This window comes from Actinomycetes bacterium (assembly GCA_035506535.1).
Taxonomy (GTDB): Bacteria; Actinomycetota; Actinomycetes; order DATJPE01; family DATJPE01; genus DATJPE01.
The window spans coordinates 101,924-120,269 of record DATJPE010000029.1; the positions used below are offsets into that span (position 1 = coordinate 101,924).

15 protein-coding genes are annotated in these 18,346 nt (G+C 68.0%); 5 read left to right on the plus strand and 10 right to left on the minus strand.

Annotated elements, in window-relative coordinates; all coding sequences use genetic code 11:
* The first annotated feature begins 146 nt into the window (after positions 1-146).
* Positions 147-980, plus strand: coding sequence for a DUF4397 domain-containing protein (locus tag VMI11_03990; protein ID HTY71568.1), 834 nt, complete (start codon positions 147-149; stop codon positions 978-980).
* Positions 981-1,085: 105 nt separating this feature from the next.
* Entirely contained in the window at positions 1,086-1,790 is a 705-nt protein-coding gene (locus VMI11_03995) for a class F sortase (GenBank protein HTY71569.1), read from the plus strand.
* Between the two features lie 63 nt (positions 1,791-1,853).
* On the opposite strand, the gene VMI11_04000 is transcribed toward VMI11_03995, so the two are convergent.
* The 5 genes from VMI11_04000 to VMI11_04020 form a co-directional block, all read right to left on the minus strand.
* Positions 1,854-2,891: a LacI family DNA-binding transcriptional regulator gene (locus VMI11_04000; GenBank protein ID HTY71570.1), complete on the minus strand. Its 1,038-nt coding sequence runs from the start codon at positions 2,889-2,891 to the stop codon at positions 1,854-1,856.
* Positions 2,892-2,959: 68 nt separating this feature from the next.
* Positions 2,960-4,963: a beta-galactosidase gene (locus VMI11_04005; GenBank protein HTY71571.1), complete on the minus strand. Its 2,004-nt coding sequence runs from the start codon at positions 4,961-4,963 to the stop codon at positions 2,960-2,962.
* Entirely contained in the window at positions 4,963-5,748 is a 786-nt protein-coding gene (locus tag VMI11_04010) for a carbohydrate ABC transporter permease (GenBank protein ID HTY71572.1), read from the minus strand. Before VMI11_04010 ends, VMI11_04005 begins: the two co-directional genes overlap by 1 nt.
* A gap of 122 nt (positions 5,749-5,870) precedes the next feature.
* On the minus strand, positions 5,871-6,719 hold the full coding sequence (locus VMI11_04015) for a sugar ABC transporter permease (GenBank protein ID HTY71573.1): 849 nt from the start codon (positions 6,717-6,719) through the stop codon (positions 5,871-5,873).
* A 148-nt stretch (positions 6,720-6,867) separates the two neighbouring features.
* Positions 6,868-8,277: an extracellular solute-binding protein gene (locus VMI11_04020; GenBank protein ID HTY71574.1), complete on the minus strand. Its 1,410-nt coding sequence runs from the start codon at positions 8,275-8,277 to the stop codon at positions 6,868-6,870.
* Between the two features lie 203 nt (positions 8,278-8,480).
* On the opposite strand from VMI11_04020, the gene VMI11_04025 reads away from it, so the two are divergent.
* On the plus strand, positions 8,481-10,193 hold the full coding sequence (locus tag VMI11_04025; GenBank protein HTY71575.1) for a glycerol-3-phosphate dehydrogenase/oxidase: 1,713 nt from the start codon (positions 8,481-8,483) through the stop codon (positions 10,191-10,193).
* Positions 10,194-10,215: 22 nt separating this feature from the next.
* Here the strand turns inward: VMI11_04025 and VMI11_04030 are convergent, their stop codons facing one another.
* Positions 10,216-10,791 (minus strand): TIGR03086 family metal-binding protein, encoded by a 576-nt coding sequence (locus VMI11_04030; protein HTY71576.1) that lies wholly within the window; start codon positions 10,789-10,791, stop codon positions 10,216-10,218.
* A 118-nt stretch (positions 10,792-10,909) separates the two neighbouring features.
* Here VMI11_04030 and VMI11_04035 point away from each other — a divergent pair, with 118 nt between their 5' ends.
* Positions 10,910-13,306 (plus strand): LuxR C-terminal-related transcriptional regulator, encoded by a 2,397-nt coding sequence (locus VMI11_04035; GenBank protein HTY71577.1) that lies wholly within the window; start codon positions 10,910-10,912, stop codon positions 13,304-13,306.
* A gap of 153 nt (positions 13,307-13,459) precedes the next feature.
* Positions 13,460-13,732, plus strand: coding sequence for a hypothetical protein (locus VMI11_04040; GenBank protein HTY71578.1), 273 nt, complete (start codon positions 13,460-13,462; stop codon positions 13,730-13,732).
* 136 nt (positions 13,733-13,868) lie between these two features.
* Here VMI11_04040 and VMI11_04045 read toward each other — a convergent pair whose 3' ends face one another.
* From VMI11_04045 to VMI11_04060, 4 genes are read right to left on the minus strand one after another with little or no spacing between them, the layout of a single operon-like run.
* Positions 13,869-15,260 carry a wax ester/triacylglycerol synthase family O-acyltransferase gene (locus VMI11_04045; protein ID HTY71579.1) on the minus strand — a complete coding sequence of 464 codons (1,392 nt, stop codon included), beginning with the start codon at positions 15,258-15,260 and terminating at the stop codon, positions 13,869-13,871.
* The gene (locus tag VMI11_04050; protein ID HTY71580.1) at positions 15,257-16,204 is read right to left on the minus strand and encodes an alpha/beta hydrolase; all 948 of its coding nucleotides are present in this window, start codon (positions 16,202-16,204) and stop codon (positions 15,257-15,259) included. Before VMI11_04050 ends, VMI11_04045 begins: the two co-directional genes overlap by 4 nt.
* Positions 16,205-16,244: 40 nt before the next feature.
* Positions 16,245-17,519 carry a hypothetical protein gene (locus VMI11_04055; protein ID HTY71581.1) on the minus strand — a complete coding sequence of 425 codons (1,275 nt, stop codon included), beginning with the start codon at positions 17,517-17,519 and terminating at the stop codon, positions 16,245-16,247.
* 18 nt (positions 17,520-17,537) lie between these two features.
* Positions 17,538-18,287: an alpha/beta hydrolase-fold protein gene (locus tag VMI11_04060; protein HTY71582.1), complete on the minus strand. Its 750-nt coding sequence runs from the start codon at positions 18,285-18,287 to the stop codon at positions 17,538-17,540.
* Positions 18,288-18,346: the final 59 nt, after the last annotated feature.

Below are 18,346 nucleotides of genomic sequence, written 5' to 3' on the forward strand. Positions count from 1 at the left end.
GGCGCGAGCCAGGTCCTCGCGGCCGGGGCGGCGCTCTGAGTGGCCCGGCCGGGCCGTCGGCCGGGCTGGTGGCCAGGAGTGCATCCAAGGGCCGTCCGACGGGCGAAGAGGGGGTGTACCACCCGTCTGCATCTCGAGGAGTCTGCATGAGATCGCTTCGTTCCACTGCTCTGATCGGGGCGGCTCTGCTGCTCGCTCCGGCCGCTGTCCTGGTTGCCGCCGGTCCCGCCGGCGCGGCCTCCAACGACGCCAAGGTGAGCGTCTTCCACGGCATCCCCGGTGTCGACGTCAACGTGTACGTCAACGGCAAGATCACCCTGAAGGACTTCAAGCCCGGGGCGATGGCGGGTCCGCTGTCCCTGCCCGCGGGTACCTACAAGGTCGAGGTGACCTCGTACAAGGCCGACAAGGCGGCAGGCAAGAAGACCGCAGATGTCATCGGCCCGGCGAACATCCCCGTTGCGGCAGGCCACAACTACACGATCGCAGCGCACCTCACGACCGCGGGGAAGCCGACGGCGACGGTGTTCGACAACGACATCTCAGGTCTCGCCGCGGGCAAGGGACGCGTCACCGTCGCGCACGTCGCGGACGCTCCCACGGTGGCGATCACGGCGAACGGCGCCACACTGATCAAGTCCCTGAGCAACCCTGAATCGGCGAGTGCGGTCGTCCCTGCCGCCACGTACAAGGTGGGCGTCGTCGCCGGCGGCAAGACCGTGTTCTCGACCAGCCTGCCCGTCGCAGCTGGCGCCAACACGATCGTGTTCGCCTACGGAACCTATCCCTCGACGTTCGCGGTGGCGGTCCAGAAGATCACCGGACTGGGCGCGGCTCCGACCGGCGTTCCCGCCGGTGAGGCCGGGCTCGCGCACGACGGCTCGTCCTTCCCCGACTGGGCGATCGGCGGCATGGTTCTCGCGGGCATCGGCGCGGTGGTTGCGGGTCGGCGCGTCCTGGTCGGTTCCCGCCAGGACTGACCTGGTCCGGGGGTGGCGCCACGCGCGTAGGGTGGCGCCACCCCATGCCGCGACGGCTGTCCCGGGCGCGGCATTCCCGAGTGACGGTCCCGAGAAGGGGAGTCGATGAGCGGCCGAGGATGGCAGGGTCTGTTCGCCCTCTGCCTGGCCGTGTTCATCATGATCCCGGCCGGATGGGCGGTCACCCGAAGTGACGCCACTGGGGTGGGTCACCTCCCAGCGGACGTGACGTCCGCCAGCCGCCCGACCGGCCCGATGGACGGGCTGCCCATGACGGCGGTGCCTGCGGTGGGGACGCCGCCGCGCATCCCCGTCTACGACGCCCACCTGGGCGCCGCGGCGGGGCCGGCCCCTCACCCACCGGCTCCGACGGAGCTGACCATCAAGAGCATCGGCGTCGACGCTCCCGTCGAGACCATCGGCGTCGCCGCTGACGGCACGGTAGCGATCCCGCACAACGCCTACCACGTCGGGTGGTATCGGTTCGGGCCTGCGCCGGGATCGGCCTCGGGATCGGCGGTCATCGTGGGCCACCGCGACTCGCGCACCCAGGGCCGTGGCGCGCTGTACAACCTTGGTTCCGCGGGCCTCAACGAGCACATCCAGGTGGTGCTCGCCAACGGCAGGACTCTCACCTACCGCATCGTCGAACGCCGCCTGTACGTCAAGCGGGGCCTGCCCTGGTCCACCTTCTTCACCGCCACAGGCCCGCCACGACTCACGATCATCACCTGCGGCGGCCCGTACGACCGCAGCAGGGGCGGGTACCAGGACAACCTCATCGTGACGGCGCTCCCCGTCGCGTCGTGACGGATGTCGTTGAGAGGTCGTGCTTCGCCCCACGACCTGAAGGTCAATCGATGACTCGCGACGCTAGCGATCCTTGCCTACGCTCGACGCGCGGGGGTTGAGCTGAACCGGAAGCATGAGATGGCCGGTCTTCTCCTCACCAGCGAGGCGGCGAAGCAGCAGGGCGGCCATCTGTTGTCCCAGCTCCTCCACCGGCTGGGCGACGCAGCTGAGCGGTGGATCGCTGCGGCTGGCGGCGGCGGAGTCGTCGAAGCCGACGAAGCGAACGTCGTCCGGGACGACCTTGCCCGCCGTTCTCAGGGCCGAGAGGGCGCCCAGAGCCAGCAGCTCGCCGGCGGCGAAGACTCCGTCGAGCTTCGGGTGCTCGTGCAACAGCCGGTGCATACCCGCGTAACCCTCGTCGATACCCCAGTCCTTGGCCCGATACACAGCGCCGTTGTCCTTCAGGCCTCGCGCACGCAGGGCGCGTCGGTAGCCGGCCAGCCGGTCCACTCCGGGTCCGGTGGTTCGCGGTCCGGTGATCATCCCCACCTGCGTGCAGCCGACGTCGAGGAGGTGGGTCGTCGCCGCGACCGCACCGCCGATGTTGTCGACGTCGACATAGCTGACCTGCTTGAAACCGAGGGGACGCCCTCCGACGACGACGGGGACTTGCTGCTCGAGCAGGAATCTGAGGAAGCGGTCTGACCGGTTGTCGGTGATCATGAGGAAGCCGTCGACGGTCCGTCTGCGGGAGACGTCCTTGATGAGTCTCTCCTGGTCGTGACGGTTCTGGGCGACGAACAGGACCAGCTGCTTGTCCTGCGCGCTGAGCTCCTTGCTGATCCCGGCGATGATGCGCGGGATGTATGGGTTCCCCCAGACGTGCGCCTCGTGCTCGGCGATCACGAAGCCGATGGAGTTGGTGGAGCTGCCGGCGAGGGTGCGGGCCGCCCGGTTGATGACGTAGCCCAGCCTCTCTGCCGTGTCCAGGATCGCCAACCTCGTGCTCGTGGCGACACGGGCGTCGCCGTTGAGCGCTCTGCTCACGGTGGGTTGGGAGACGCCTGCCGCTCGGGCCACGTCAGCCATGGTGATGGTGCTGATCGTGGGGCGGCTCATGGTCCTACGCTAGCCGAGCACGGGTCGTCCACGGCTGCTGGCTGTCATCGCACCGACCGCAGGATCCCTCACTGCCGCGGTGGCTGCTCCAGCACGACCGCACAGCCACCGGGTGCGACGCGAAGCGTCCCCTGCACGCTGCGGTCGTCGAGCAGCTCATGACCGCGCGCCTCGACCAGCACTTCCCCCGCGGTGTGATTGAGCACGAAGAGATAGCTGTTCTCCGGCGAGGCTCTACGAACGATCTCCACGCCGGCAGCATGCGTGGACATCGGGATCCCCGCTCTCGTGAGTACCGTCTCGACCAAGCGCGTCAAGCCCGAATCGTCGAGCTCGGTGCCCACGTACCAGCAGGCGCCCTCGCCGACCGTGTTGAACGTGATGGCGGGGGAGCCCTCGGCCGGCCCATCCGCGTACCGGGCGAGCACCTCCGCTGTGGTGACGCGTGCACGGTCGGTCCAGACCGAACCGGTGCCGCCATCGGTGAGCCGGACCGATTGGTGGGCCAGCAGGGGCGCGAACTCCTCGATGACCAGGCCGGTCACCTCGCGGAAGGCCCCCGGGTAACCCCCGGTCCGGACGTGGTCGTTCTCGTCGACAACCCCTGAGAAGTAGGTCAGGACCAGGGTTGCGCCGGAGGTGACGAAGTCGCTGATCCTCCCAGCGTCGTCGTCGCTCACCAGATACCAGGATGGGGCGATGAGCAGGTCGTACTTGCTCAGGTCACCGGTCGGTGCGACGAAGTCGACGACCACACTGCGCTCCCACAAGGCGCCGTACCAGCGCCGGATCTGGCTGATCGGGGTGGCGTCGATGCTGGGATGGGAGTCCAGCTCGGCAGCCCACCATGACTCCCAGTCGAGGATGATCCCCACTCGTGGCTGTTCCACGGCACTGCCGGCGACGTGAGACAGGTGCCGCAGGTCGGCGCCGAGCCGGCAGACCTCCCGCCAGATGCTCGAGTCGGTTCCCGCGTGGGGCAGCATCGCGCTGTGGAACTTCTCGGCACCGAAGGTCGAGGCTCGCCACTGGAAGAACAGCGCACCGTCGGCACCGCGCGCGATGTGCTGCAGGGAGTTGCGGCGCATCTCACCAGGCGCCTTGGCCAGGTTGCGTGGTTGCCAGTTCACCGCGGATGTGGAGTGCTCCATGAGCAGCCACGGCTTCCCCGCCGCCAGCGAACGCATGAGGTCTGCGGCCATGGCCGTGCGCTGCTCAGGGTGCGGGTCGGTGTAGAGGAGGTAGTCGTCGTTGCTGACGATGTCCACCGAGGAAGCCCACTTCTGGTAGTTCACCGGCTTGAAGAAGCTCATGAAGTTGGTGGTCACCGGATAGGAGCTGCCCGCGCGGATGATGGCTGCCTCCGCCTGGAACAACGTGAGCAGCTCATCCGAGCTGAACCGCCACCAGTCCAGCTGCTGCGTCGGATTGGCGAAGGACTTGTACGAGACAGAGCGAGGCGGCATGACGTCGGCCCAGTCCGCGTAGTGCTGGCTCCACACAGCCGTGCCCCACGCACGGTTGAGCTCGGCCAGTGATCCATATCGGTGCTGGAGCCAGGTCCTGAACGACTGGGCGGAGACGTCGCAGTAGCAGTGGTAGTTGTGGTCGCCGTACTCGTTGGAGACATGCCACAGGACCACTGACGGGTGGTCGCCATACCTGTCCACCATGTGTGAGCACAGCCGAGCGGCCGCCTCCCTGAACGCGGGCGATGAGGGGCAGTAGGCCTGACGCGCCCCGTGGCTGCGTGGCGTTCCCTCGGAGTCGACGAGCATGGCGTCGGGGTGCATCCTGGTGAACCACGGGGGCGGCGAGGCGGTGCCGGTGGCCAGGTCGACGTGGATCCCGTTCCGGTGGGCGAGTTCGAGGACCTGGTCGATGAGGGTGAAGTCGTACTCGCCGGGATGGGGCTCGACGAGGGACCAGGCGAAGACTCCTACGGTGACGAGGTTGACCGAGGCCTGCCCCATGAGAGACATGTCCTCCAGCCACACCTCGGGCGACCACTGCTCCGGGTTGTAGTCCCCTCCGTAGGCCAGGCCGCCCAGCCGCCCAGTGACGCGGTCCACTACTTGACCGCCCCGGCCGAGAGCCCGCTGCGCCAGAAGCGCTGCAGCGCCAGGAACATGATCATCAGCGGTAGCACCGAGATCAGCGACCCCACGACGACCAGCACCTGAAGCTCCGGGGAGCGCGAGACCTGCGACTGCCAGGTGTACAGCCCGAGAGTCACGGGGAACAGCTTCTGGTTCTGCAGCATGATCAGCGGAAGGAAGAAGTTGTTCCAGATCACCACGAACTGGAACAGGAAGATCGTGACCAACGCCGGACCCATGAGGTGTCTGGCGATCTGCCAGAAGATCCGGAACTCTCCGGCACCGTCGAGCCGCGCGGCCTCGATCAGCTCGTCGGGCACGGCCGCGGAGGCGAACAGGCGGGACAGATACACCCCGAAGGGGCTGACGATCGACGGCAACAACACCGACCAGTAGGTGTTGGTCAGGTGCACGTGGGCGAACAACAGGAAGAGCGGCAGGGCCAGCGCCGTCGCGGGGACGAGCACGCCTCCGAGCACCACATTGAAGATCAGCTCTCGGCCGGGGAAGGAGTACTTGGCCAACGCGTACCCCGCCATGGAGGCCAACAGGGTGCCGATCGCCGCGCCGCCGACGGCGTAGATCACGCTGTTGACGACCCAGTACAAGAAGATGTGGCCGTCCTCGGTGAACAGCGACTCGATATTGGACAGCAGGTGGGTGCTCAGCGACAGCCCACCACCCTGGCTGAGCCGTGACTGCGTCTTCGTCGCGGCCGTGAGCAGCACATAGACGGGAATCAAGAAATAGGTGGCCATGAGGATCAGGAAGGCCACCGCCACGGCCACGCTGGACGGGCTGTCCTGGACCGCGCTCCGTCGCCTGTGAGGTGATTCCCTCTGGTGGTCGGCCTCGGCTGAGGACGGCGTGGTGGCGATGGTCACGAGCCGGCCCGCCGCTGGGTCAGCTTGAGGAAGCCGAAGGACAGCACGAACGTCGCGATCGCCAGTGTGACCGACAACGCCGCGGCGTAGTCGTAGTTGTTCTGGGAGGCGTTCAGCACGACCATGTTGGGGGTGTAGGTCGACGTGATGGTCGTCGCGATCTTGCTGAACACGATCGGCTCGGTGAACAGCTGCAACGTCCCGATGATGGAGAAGACCGCGGTCAAGACGATGGCCGGCAGCACATTCGGGATCTTGATCCGGGTCGCGGTCGCCCAGTTGCCCGCACCGTCAAGCTTCGCCGCCTCGTAGATCTCCTGTGGGATCGCCTGCAGCGCCGAGTAGATGATCAGCATGTTGTACCCGGTGTAGGTCCACGTGACGACGTTGGCGATCGACCACAGGACCAGCTGCGAACTCAGGAACTGGGGATGGAATCCCATCTTGTTCAGTGCGCTGACGATGGGGGACAGGTTGGGGCTGTAGATGAATCCCCAGATCAGGGCCGCGATCACCCCGGGGATGGCATAGGGCAGGAAGAACGCGATCCTGAAGGTCCGCCGGAACCTCGCCAACGTCGAGTCGAGCAGGAGCGCTAGGACCAACGCCGTCACGAGCATCACGGGGATCTGAACAGCCCCGAACACGAGAACCCGGACCACGCTGGATCGGAAGTCCGCATCGTGGAACACAGCGCGGAACTGGGACAGCCCTGCGAACTGCTCGTGCGCAGCACCGAACAGGCCTCCGGTGCGGGTGATCTTGTGCAGGCTGCGCCACAACGCATAGACGATCGGCAGCACGTAGAACAAGACGAAGGGGATCAGGAAGGGCAGCAGGAACATCACAGGGGCGAGGCCTACACGAGGCTTGCCTGAGGAACGCCCCGTTGCGGCGGATTCCACCGATAGCCCCTGCACAGTCATCGATTCTCCGTCTCCGGCGCCGGGCCCAACAGTGCTGGGCCCGGCGCCTTGCGAAGCCTGCCGAGGGTTACTGGGTGACCGTGATTCCCTGTGCCTTGAGCGACGCCACGGTCTTGGTCTGCGCCGACTTGGTGGCGTCGTCCAGTGTGCCCTTCCCGGACAGGGCGTTCACGATCCCGTCCTTCAGCGCCGCGTAGGTGTCCGTCATCGTCGGTCCCCACTCGAAGTTCTCGTTGACCCCGGCGCTCGCGCTCTTGAAGACGTCGAAGATGGGCTGGTTCCCATAGAAGGGGACACCTTGCTGAAGGGACGGGAGGTCGAGACCGGCCGTCGCGGCCGGATACAGGCCGCCCAGCTTGTTCTCCAACGTGAGTGCCTGTGGATTGGTGTTGAGCCAGATCGCGAACTTGGCCGCCTCGGCGGGGTGCTTGCTGCTGCTGAAGACCGCCGTGGAGGAACCTCCCCAGTTACCAGCGGCACTGGAGCCGGCCGTGAACTGAGGCATCGGAGCCACCGCCCACTTGCCGCTGGTTGCCGGCGCGTTGTCGCGGATCGTGCTGTACCCCCAGGCCGCGCTGATCCAGCTCACCACGTCGCCGTCGTTCCACGCCTTGTACAGCTCGGTGGAGAAACCTTGCAGGTTGGTGGCGATGAGGTGCTTGTCGATGAGGCCCTGCCAGTAGGAGTTGACCTTGTCGACGTCAGAGTTGGGCGAGATCGTCACCTTGACGCCGTTGGCGGTCTCGTTGAAGAGCTGAGCTCCCGCCTGCCAGAACAGTCCGGTGTACCAGTTGGGGTCGCTCTGCGAGAAGAAGGTGATGTAGCGCTGAGGGTCAGCGGCGTGGATCTTCGCCGCATCCGAAGCGTACTCATCCCACGTCGTCGGTGCCTTCAGGCCCAACTGGTCGAAGATGTCCTTGCGGTAGAACAGCGCCATCGGACCGCTGTCCTGAGGAATGGCGTAGACCCCGTCACTGCTGTTGAAGTCGACCTGTGACCACGTCCACGGGACGAAGGCACTCTTGGCATCCGCGACACCCGGACACGACGCGATGTTCTTCAAGCCGTTCTGGAGGCGGAAGTTCGGCAGGGTGTCGTACTCGATCTGTCCCAGATCGGGAGCCGTTCCCGCCTTCAGGGCGTTGGTGAAGTTCTGATAGGTGCCCGAGTTACCGGCAGCGACCTCGTTCACCTTCACCTGGATGTCCGGGTTCTGCTTGTTCCAGACGGCGACCACCTTGTCCATGCCCGGAACCCACGTCGAGAACGTCAGATTGACCGTTCCACCACTTGGCTGGCATGCACTCGAAGACCCGCCGGCGGCGGAAGCCCCGGTCGAGGAACCGCCACCCGAAGAACCCCCGGTCGAGGTGCCGCCGCTCGATGAGCTGCTGCTGCAGGCAGCGAGGCTCAGGGCGAGAATCGCTGCGGACGAGACCGCGACCACGTGTGGACCAGATATGCGCATGCGTCCCATGCCCTTCTCCTGACGCCAAGTCGGCTGGGTGCCAATCGACTGCCCGAGTCCCGCCCCCGCTGGGCGTGAACGTGGTCACAAGGTTGTGCATGCGCATGCAAAGGTCAAGACTATGGTCATAACGACTGTGTCACAAAGGGGTGACAAGACCGCTGCCTGGCGGTGAGGAACCGCGCGCCGCCCCTGAGACGGAGGTGAACATCATGACCTGGCCACCGCCCCTCAACCGTGAGAGCCGGAGCAGGGCGCTGGCCGACATGGCCGCCGAGACCCTCGACGTGCTGGTGATCGGCGGTGGGGTAGTCGGCTGTGGCACCGCGCTCGACGCCACCTGTCGCGGGCTGCGCACCGGATTGGTCGAGGCCCATGACTACGGCGCGGGAACGTCGAGCAGCTCAAGCAAGCTGATTCACGGTGGGCTGCGATACCTGGAGCAGCTGGACTTCGGCCTTGTCGGGGAAGCGCTGCGAGAACGTCGACTGACCCTGACGAAGCTGGCACCGCACTTGGCCCAGCCCGTCCCCTTCCTCTATCCGCTGCGGCACCGGGTCTGGGAGCGCGCCTATGTCGGCAGTGGGCTCGTGCTCTACGACACGATGGGTGGACTCCACAGCGACGTACCGCGTCACCGTCATCTCAGCCGAGCACGCGCGCTGGCTGAGTTCCCGTCTCTGCGGGCGGATGGCTTTGTCGGAGCGATCCGGTTCTTCGACGGGCAGGTCGACGATGCTCGACACACGCTCATGCTCGCGCGCACCGCGGCTGCCTATGGAGCGTTGTGCGCCACGAGGGCGCGCTTCAGGGGATTCCTTCGAGATGGTCCCCGTGTTCGCGGAGCGGTCGTCGAAGACCTCGAGACCGGAAGCCTGCATGAAGTCCGGGCGCGTCAGACCATCAACGCGGCCGGAGTGTGGAGCAACGAGGTGCTCCGCCTGCTGGGTGATGGTCACGAGTCGGGATTGGTGCGGGCTTCCAAGGGGGTGCATCTGGTGATCCCCGGCGATCGCATCCACGGCCATGCCGGGATCATCAGCCGCACTGAGAACAGTGTGCTGTTCATCATTCCTTGGAACGACGTCTGGCTGATCGGGACAACTGACACGGACTGGCGACTCGACCTCGACCATCCGGCTGCGACGCGCAGCGACATCGACTATCTCCTCACGAAGGCGAATCTGTTGCTCAGCGCCCCGATCTCTGACCGAGATGTCTTGGGCGTCTACGCCGGCTTGCGGCCGCTCTTGGCCGGCGAGTCCGACCAGACGAGCCGCCTCAGCCGCACCCATGCCGTGACCAGGCCCGCTCCAGGGCTGGTGACGGTCGCTGGTGGCAAGTACACGACCTATCGCGTCATGGCGCGTGACGCCGTCGACCTCGCCGCCGCAGAACTTCCCGGCTCTGTCCAGCCGTCGTGCACGCAGGACGTCCCTCTGGCTGGAGCTGATAGTTACCTTGCGCTGCGGCGACGCCAGAGCCAGATCTCGCAGAGCAGCGGGCTGGCTGTCGAGTGGATCCAGCGTCTGCAGGGTCGCTACGGCTCCCTCATGGTGGAGCTCCTCGACCTGATCCGGGAGGACCCTCGGCTAGGGACACCGCTCACCGGATCGCCTCGGTATCTCGCTGCCGAGGTCCTGTACGCAGCCACGTGCGAAGGTGCGCTGCACCTCGACGACATCCTGACGAGGCGGACGAGGACATCGATCCTCACGCCGGACGGGGGTATCCGCGCTGCTGACGAGGTGGCGGCACTGGTTGCCCCGGCTCTCGGTTGGTCCGCTCGTGAGCGGGAGGCACAGGTCGACGCATATCGACGTCGCGTCGAGGCGGACGTCGCCGCCCAGACCATGAGTGACGATTCCGGCGCGGACGCCGCGCGGCGTCAGGCTCTTGGCGCCAGTGGACGAGCGGTCGGGTAACGGTCGCGTCGATCGGGACCGCTCACGGCCGGGTGATGGCGCGGCCCGCGTCCGCCATGAGTCGCTCCGTGTCGGTGGCATCGATCGGCGGTGTGGTCGGAGGCTTGATCAGGCCCAGTTCGACCGCGTGCTCGTTGCAGGTGTGTGCGACCACCTCGGTCATCGCCGGGATCGACTCCGGCGTGAACTCGATCGCGCGACCCACGCTTGCCGAGAGGTCCCACGCATGTGCCGCAGCGTCGATCACCGCGAAGTCCACGACGACGGCACCGGGCAGGACGCCGAAGGGTGTGTCGTGCTGTGCGGTCAGCACTGCGTCGCCGCGCCACAGCTGCCCGGCCAGGGCGGTCACCTCGGCGGCGATCGGGGTCAGGTCGCCCTCGTAAGGCACTGCCGCCATGGACTCCGTCAGGGTCATCAGCTGCTGGCCCGCGGCCAGGCCCGCCCAGAACAGCTGGTTCTTCAGAGCGTGGCTCGCCAGGTGCCGGACGGTCCATGGCGGGCAGTTGGTGGGGAGGTCCAGCTCTGCCTTGTCGAGCTGGGCGATGACTCGGTTCAGCTCGTGCTCGGCGTACGCCAGGAGCGTCAGGTGGTCCATCGCAGCCTCTCGGATCGGCTCGAGCAGACTAGCTGGCCGGGAGACGTCCCCAGCGGAGCCGGAACCGTGGCGCCCCACGGCGGGCCGCCGTGGCCGAGCCTGGTGCCAGACTGACCCGGTGAGCCTTGGGGCGGGGCGTGGCAACCTTCCGAACCCCAGCGCAACCCTCGTCGGGCGGGCCGTGGTGCTACCCGAGCTGGCCGCGCTGATCCGCTCTCGTCAGCTGGTCACGCTCAGCGGCGCCGGCGGAGTCGGGAAGACCAGGCTCGCCCTCGAGGTCGGCGCGCGGCTGGCCGAGGAGTTTCCCGACGGCGCGTGGCTGGTCGAGCTCGCTCCGGTGGCGGATCCGGTCGCGGTCCCCGACGCGATCGCGGCCGCCCTGGGCATCACGTCCCAGGGCGATGCCGCCGTCGTCGACGCGGTCGCCGAAGCCGTGGCCGGACGCCGGATGCTCATCGTGGTCGACAACTGCGAGCACGTCATCTCCGCAGCTGCGGCGGCTATCGCACGGATCCTCGCTCGTTCCGATGTCCCGCGAGTCCTGGCCACCTCACGGGAGAACCTCGCCCTACCAGGGGAGACGGTCCTGACGGTCCCTCCGCTGACCGTCGACGGCGGCGTGACCTCGGATGCCGTCACCTTGTTCGCGGAGCGGGCGCGCGCGGTCCGGCAGGGTTTCGGAATCTTCGACGAGCTGACCGCGCGTGCGGTGATCGAGGTCTGCGAGGCGCTGGACGGGCTACCCCTCGGCATCGAGCTGGCAGCCGCGCGGATGGCGGCGATGAGCGCCGTCGAGGTTCGGGATCGGCTCGGTGACCGCTTCCGGCTGCTCACGGGCCCGGACATCGCTGCCGATCGCCAGACGACTCTGCGGCGCGCGATGGCCTGGTCCTACGACCTGTTGAACGACGACGAGCGTGCTGCGCTGCGCACGGCCTCGGTGTTCGCCGGGGGATTCGACCTGGTTGCGCTGTGCGCGGTCGCGGACACGACCGACGACGTCGAGATGCTCCGGCTCCTCGACTCCTTGGTGCGCAAGTCCCTGGTGCGCGCACACCACGGTTCCGCGCGTACCCGGTACAGCCTGTTCGAGACGATCCGCACGTTCGCCCAGGAGTGCCTGGTCGAGGCCGCCGACGCCGATGGCGCCCGCGATCGGCACGCCGCGCACTTCGCACGAGAAGCCACCCGGCGCTGGGCGCAGTGGAACGGCCCTTCGTGGCGCAGCGAGGTCGACTGGGTGCAGACCGAGCTGGCGAACCTGCGGGTCGCGTTCCAGTGGAGCGTCGATCGTGGTCACGTCGCGGTCGCCGCCGATGTCGCCGCGCACGCCGCGCTGATGGGTTTCTCGGTCGAGCTGTTCGAGACCATCGGGTGGGCTGAGTCCCTTCTCGACGCTGCGACCCGGGCGGACGTCCGGAGGCTTCCACGGCTGTACGCCGCTGCCGGGTACGCCTGCTTCGTCGGACGTGCTGCGGTCGCGGCCGAGAACGCGCGGCGCGCGAGTGCTCTGGAGGGCCGGCAGGGCTATGAGTCGTGCGAGCCCGGGTACGCGACGTTCATCGAGGCCCTCGGACAGGTCTACTCCGGGAACCTGGATCGCTACATCGAGCTGACCCGCCATGTCGCTGCGCTGCCCGGCCCCGCGCGGGGGTACGGGATCGCCGCCTATGTCGACGGGCTCCAGTCGGCTGGACGGGTCGAGGAGGCCCTGGAGCTCACCGAGTCCGCACTTGGGGCTGCGCGCGAGGTCGGGAACCCCTTCTGGCTGGTCTACACGCTGTGGATCGTCGGTCTCGCGTACTCGAAGGTTGACCCACAGCGAGCGCTGGAGGTGTGGGACGAGGGCGTCGCACTCCTCGACAAGGACGGCATCAGGTTCTTCGAGGGCTTCGTGGCCCGGGATGCGGCCCTGCTGCACACCTCGGACGGCCACCTGGAGGAGGCGCTCACGCTCTTCGGCACATCCATCAAAGCGTTCCTGCGCTCAGGCGCCGTGTCTCAGCTGGTCATCACACTGGCCAGCCTCCCGGCCCTGTTCGAGCGGCTCGACCGGCCCGCGGCCGCAGCCACCCTGGTGGGCGCGATGGGCAACGAAGCGAGCAGCCGGCATCACGTGCCCACCCTCGCCGAGCTCGGCGAACGACTCCACGTCCGGCTGGGCGAGGAGGCGTCTGCCCGTTTCGCTGGCGTCGGCGGCGCGATGGACCTCCACGAGGCTGCCACGTACGCGCTCCACCAGATCGAGCTCGCCCAGCGCGGACTCGCGGGGCCGGGCCGGCACGGGGAGGAGAACTCCCCGTTGACGGCGCGCGAGACCCAGGTGCTGCGGCTCATCGCGGAAGGGGCGACCACGCGCGAGATCTCCGAACGGCTGTTCATCTCGGCGAAGACGGCCGACAACCACATCCAGCACATCTACACCAAGCTCGGCGTCACGAACCGCGCCGCGGCAACCAGATGGGCGTTCGACCGCAACCTGGTGGATCGCGCGGGTCCGGCCGACGCGCGTTGATCGGGGTCCGCGGATCACATATGGGGACCCGAAATGGGGAGATCTCCTCATGCCGGGGACCGCGGGTGCCTCAGAGGATTCGCTGCGAGCCAGCCGAGAGTGCTGGGAGGCCCGCTGATCCGATCGCGATCGCGGCAGTGAAGGGAGACCACGATGATCCTGGCGACGACGAAGGTGAAGGACCTGGACCACTTCCTCGAGGTGTACGGCACCAAGGGCGCCGACAAGCGTGGGTCGCACGGTTCCAAGGGGTCCACGGTCTACCGCGACCCGATCGAGGAGGACCGGGTGTGGGCGATCTTCGACTGGGACGAGGAGGGTTGGACGGCGTTCGCCACCGACCCGGAGACCCCGGGCATCATGCAGGAGGCAGGTCACCTGGGTCGGCCCTCCCTCGGCCAGTACCTCGGCACCTTCGACGCCTGACAGCTGAGACAGCGTCGCCACCTGCGAGCCCGCCCCACCTTCGCGGGCTCGCAGGTGGCATCTTCTCGGAGTCCATGGCCCTCGCCCAGCCTTGCGTGGGTTCCTGCCGAGTCCGATGGGGACCGCAGGACAGGCGTCATTCGGGAGCGAAGGTGGCGACCAGCTCGGCCAGAGAGGTCTCGATCTCCTCGCAGAGCCGGTCGAGGTCAGGGACCGCCTCGTAGTCGCCGGTGACACCGATGGCCAGGTGGCCGTCGTAGGAGACGATCCCGATGCTGATCCGGATTCCCTGACCGATGGGGATGTAAGGGAACATCTCGAGCAGCCGGTGTCCGAGGAGGTAGAGCGGGTACTGCGGACCAGGGATGTTCGTCGTGACGGTGTTGACCACCCGCTGGCCGACCACGGTCGAGACCCGAGCGCCGAGGACCATCAGGGTGGGCGGCACGAAGTCGGCCGCGGCGACCATCGACTCGAAGCCGACCGCCATCCCGCTGCTCTTGAGTCGATCGAGCTGGCGGGCGACGGCTCGTAGCCTCTCGGCGGGGTCGGGCGAGCCGACGGGCAGCTCGGCGAACATGGCGGTCACCTTGTTGCCGAGGCGGCCGTGCTCGTGGGGCTCGCGGATGGAGACGGGGACGAGGGACCGGATGACCTCGTGGCCGACGGGCTCTCCGCGCGCCAGCAGGAAGGAGCGGAAGCCGCCTGCCACCGCGGCGAGGACGACGTCGTTGACCGTGCAGCCCGCTGCGTTCTTCACCGCCTTGACATCGGCCAGGTCCGCTCGGGCCCATCCCCACCGTCGGTGCGGACCGAGCGGACCGTTGAGCACACTCGTCGGCCGGGCTGCCGTGCGGCCGAGCTGAGCCAGACCGTAGGCCCTGATCGCCCCAGCCCGTGCCGCCCGGAGCGGGGAGCGCCAGACGCCGACGGCGGCGTGGCCGAGCTCCCCGGGGAGGCGAAGCGACCAGGCGAGGCCGGCCGCGGCCAGCTCGACTCGAGACGGCTCAGCTCGCGCACGCCACGTACTGGGTGGGATCGAGTCCGATGCGGCGGGGTCGCGGGTGAGCACGATCTCGAGGAGGTCGTTGCCGGAGATTCCGTCGATCATCGCGTGATGGACCTTGCTGATGATGGCCCAGCGACCGTCTCGAAGCCCCTCGACGAGCCAGATCTCCCACAGCGGTCGGTCGAGGTCGAGGCGTTGACCCATCACGCGGCCGGCGAGCAGGCGCAGCTGTTCCTCGCTGCCGGGCTGCGGGATCGCCGTGTGCCGCAGGTGGTAGGCCAGGGAGAAGTGCTGGTCGTCCACCCAGATGGGGCGCGCCACGTCGAGCGGCATCCGCCGGACCCGTTGCCGGTAGCGCGGCACGGAGTCGAGGCGGAACTCGATGTAGTCGCAGAAGTCCTGGTAGTCGGGGGCAGGACCCTCGAACAGGAGCACCGAGCCGACGTGCATCGGCTGGGTGTCGTTCTCCAGGTGGAGGAAGCCGGCGTCGAGGGAGCTCAGTCGGTCCGTGGCCGTCACCGACGTCGGCCTGACGCCTTGCCCGCCGGCGCGCACTCGGGGTGGTCGGCGAGGAACTCCAGGATGCGTTCGGCGGTCCACCCGGGCGCCTCCAGCTGAGGCACATGCCCGACGTCATGGGCGATCTCGAGCCGCCACGAGGGATTCGCCCGCGCGGCCGATCGGGCGCAGCTGACGGGGACCAGGCGGTCGCGATCGCCGTGCAGCAGCAGGACCGGTACGTCGATCGCGCGCTGCATCGCGCCGTATCGGCGGCGGTCCGCCAGTACCCAGACCAGAGACCGGGCCGCTGTCAGCAGCTCGGCGTCGACGTCGGGGTAGGCGCGACGCAGGGCTGCCAGCTCGACGTGCTGGTCGACCACATGCCGGGGAACGCGCGTCGCGTCATAGCAGCACAGACGCAACAAGTCCGTCGCGGCCACCTCGGCCGACGTGACGCTTCGGTGCCGGGCCAGCAGGGTGCGCCCGATCGCCGGGACCGCGAGTGCGGCGAACGTCGCCGCGACCCACGGGTCGGGGCGGTTCCGCAGCCCCACGGGCAGCGCGGGGTCGATGAGGACGAGTCCGGTCACCGTGATCGGGCACCTGGCGGCCTGCAGGACGGAGATCAGGCCCCCCATCGAGTTCCCCACCAGAACGGCCGGCGTGCCGACCACCTCGACGAGGAAGCGGTCGAGGAGGCGCTGGTTCGCCTGGACCGACGTCGACCGCGAACCACCAACCGTGTGGCCGAAGCCGGCGAGGTCGAGCGCGAGGACGCGGCAACGCAGCGTGAGCAGGGGGGCCAGAGCCGCCCAGTTGACGAGGGATCCGCCCAGGCCGTGCACGCACACGAGCACCGGAGCATCCGACGGACCACCGTGGTCGACATAGTGGACGGGGCCGTCCAGATCGGCCCACCGCGACTCCGGACCCGCCGCCGGGTCTGGGGTGTTCGCACCCATGCTCGAACGCTACCTTGGCGCCGGCCGGGGCCGTCCGGACTCACCGTGTGGCGAGCCGTCCCTCCTCGTCCCGGCACCAGAGGGCGAGCAGCCCGCGGAAGTGGTCGACGAACCGGTCGCGCTCGTGCGCGGGAAAGGTGGACGTGACGGTGTCGACGATCACCCGGTCCATCTCCGGCCCCAAGAACCACTCGAGGGCCACCGCGTCGAAGGTGCGCAGCCGCGAGTCGCACCAGTCGACGTAGTGCTCGGTCTCGAAGTAGTCGTCGGCCAGCCGCCGGTAGTGCACGAGCTTGTCGTCGTAGCTCAGGTCGTCGCGGTCGGCGACCTCGAAGTAGGCGCGCGTGTCGAGGTCGATCTCGTGGCGCCGGCCGGTCACCAGGCAGTACGTCGTCCACTTCACCAGGGCCTTGATCGCCCAGGGGAAGTAGTAGTGCAGCGAGGTGATCGCGATATCAGGGCAGGCGTTGGCATAGTCGATCGGGTAGACCTGGTCGCGGCCGCCGTCCGCGCCGAAGGCGACGAGCATCTCGCAGGAGTTGAACTCCCATCGGAAGAAGGCGTTCACCGTCCGGTTGATGGTCACGCACTCCTCTCCCGCCGCGGGCGTCAGGAAGGAGTGGTCGACGGCGTAGCGGGCGTGCATCGGCTCGTCCGGGCGAAACCGCATGACCATCGTCTCGGGTCCGATCGACAGCGCCCGCGCGAACACGTCATGCGGCATCGATGCCTGGAGGTGCATGAGCATCTCACCGGAGTCGTCGTAGGCCCGGCGCAGCATCTCGGGGTTCTCGATCCTCGAGACCCCGCGCCACCCGCCGCCGTCGAACGGCTTCATGTACAGGGGGTATCCCAGCGGCTCAGCGACCGCGGTGAGGTCGAACGGGCGGTTGTACCGCTCGGCGGTGTAGGCCCAGCGTGCGTTGTCGACGGGATTCTTGTAGGGCACGAGGACCGTCTCCGGGATCTTGAGCCCCAGTCGCATCATCGCGCAGTACGCCGAGTGCTTCTCCATGGACTGGAACGTGAACGGGCTGTTGAGGAGGTAGACGTCGTCCATCAGCGCGACCTTCTTCAGCCACTCACGGGGCACGTAGTACCAGTAGGCGAGCCGGTCGATCACGAGGGCGTGCCTGGGCCTGTCCCGCAGCGAGAACGGTTCGATCGTCACCCGCTCGGTGTCCATGGTGTGGCTGACGCCGTGCGCGTCCGTGACCGGTCCGAGAGCCCGTACGAGCGCCTCCAGAGCCACTGGCCAGTCGTTCTCCGTCCCGAGCAGGAGCCCCACGAGGTGAGTCCGGGCGGCGTGGTCCACGATGTCCCCCTTCTGGCGTCAGTACGCCGCTTCGCCGAGGTGCTTGGCCGCCATCCGGGCCCAGGACGGCCAGTCGTGGGGTGTGTCCTCGCCCCACACGTCGACGGCGTGCGGAATCCCTCTCGCTCGGAGCAGGGCGCCCAGCGAGAGCGTTGACGGGAGGGCTCTCGTCGGGTTCTCCTCCCACGCGCCGCGGCCGACGCACAGCTGGACGAAGACGGATCGTCGCAGCCAGTCCAGGTGGTCGCCCTGCATGTGCTCCAGGTACATGAACGGGGCGTTGAAGTACAGTGCGTCGCCGCGCTCTCCCCAGCCGTTCCACGACGTCGGGTCGTAGTTGCCCGACATCCCCAGGACGCGGGGGAACAGGTCGGCCCGGCGCAGCGCCGTGTTGACCGCGTGGAAGGCGCCGAGGCTGGGTCCTGCCGTCGTGATCGCGACCCGTCCCCCGCAGTCGCCGTGGATCGCCGGGGCGACCCGGTCGGTGATCCAGGCGTGGTAGCCCTCGTGCCGGCGCGCCCGCTCCTCGAGGCACACCGAGTGGTCCGACCAGGTGCTGTGATCGATGGAGTCGACCGCGTACAGCTTCAGGCGGCCGGCGTCGATCGGTTCGGCGAGGGCGTGCACGATGCCGCGGTTCTCGAGGTCGGATGCGCTTCCTCCCTCCGCGGGGAAGAAGAGCACAGGGGTGCCCCAGTGGCCGTAGGCGATGACCCGACCTGCGCCGACCGGCCACTCAGCCTCGAGGGTCCAGACGTCGCGGCGCATGGGCGAAGTGTGCCCCGCCGAGAGACGACGCGTTCGGTTCTGGCGGAACCTCGAACCGT

Coding starts and splice junctions, on each gene's coding strand:
- VMI11_04060 (HTY71582.1), bottom strand. CDS start 18,287: ATGCGCCGCGACGTCTGGACCCTCGAGGCTGAGTGGCCGGTCGGCGCA.
- VMI11_04040 (HTY71578.1), top strand. CDS start 13,460: ATGATCCTGGCGACGACGAAGGTGAAGGACCTGGACCACTTCCTCGAG.
- VMI11_04020 (HTY71574.1), bottom strand. CDS start 8,277: ATGGGACGCATGCGCATATCTGGTCCACACGTGGTCGCGGTCTCGTCC.
- VMI11_04015 (HTY71573.1), bottom strand. CDS start 6,719: ATGTTCCTGCTGCCCTTCCTGATCCCCTTCGTCTTGTTCTACGTGCTG.
- VMI11_04030 (HTY71576.1), bottom strand. CDS start 10,791: ATGGACCACCTGACGCTCCTGGCGTACGCCGAGCACGAGCTGAACCGA.
- VMI11_03995 (HTY71569.1), top strand. CDS start 1,086: ATGAGCGGCCGAGGATGGCAGGGTCTGTTCGCCCTCTGCCTGGCCGTG.
- VMI11_04025 (HTY71575.1), top strand. CDS start 8,481: ATGACCTGGCCACCGCCCCTCAACCGTGAGAGCCGGAGCAGGGCGCTG.
- VMI11_04000 (HTY71570.1), bottom strand. CDS start 2,891: ATGAGCCGCCCCACGATCAGCACCATCACCATGGCTGACGTGGCCCGA.
- VMI11_04010 (HTY71572.1), bottom strand. CDS start 5,748: ATGGCCACCTATTTCTTGATTCCCGTCTATGTGCTGCTCACGGCCGCG.
- VMI11_03990 (HTY71568.1), top strand. CDS start 147: ATGAGATCGCTTCGTTCCACTGCTCTGATCGGGGCGGCTCTGCTGCTC.
- VMI11_04050 (HTY71580.1), bottom strand. CDS start 16,204: ATGGGTGCGAACACCCCAGACCCGGCGGCGGGTCCGGAGTCGCGGTGG.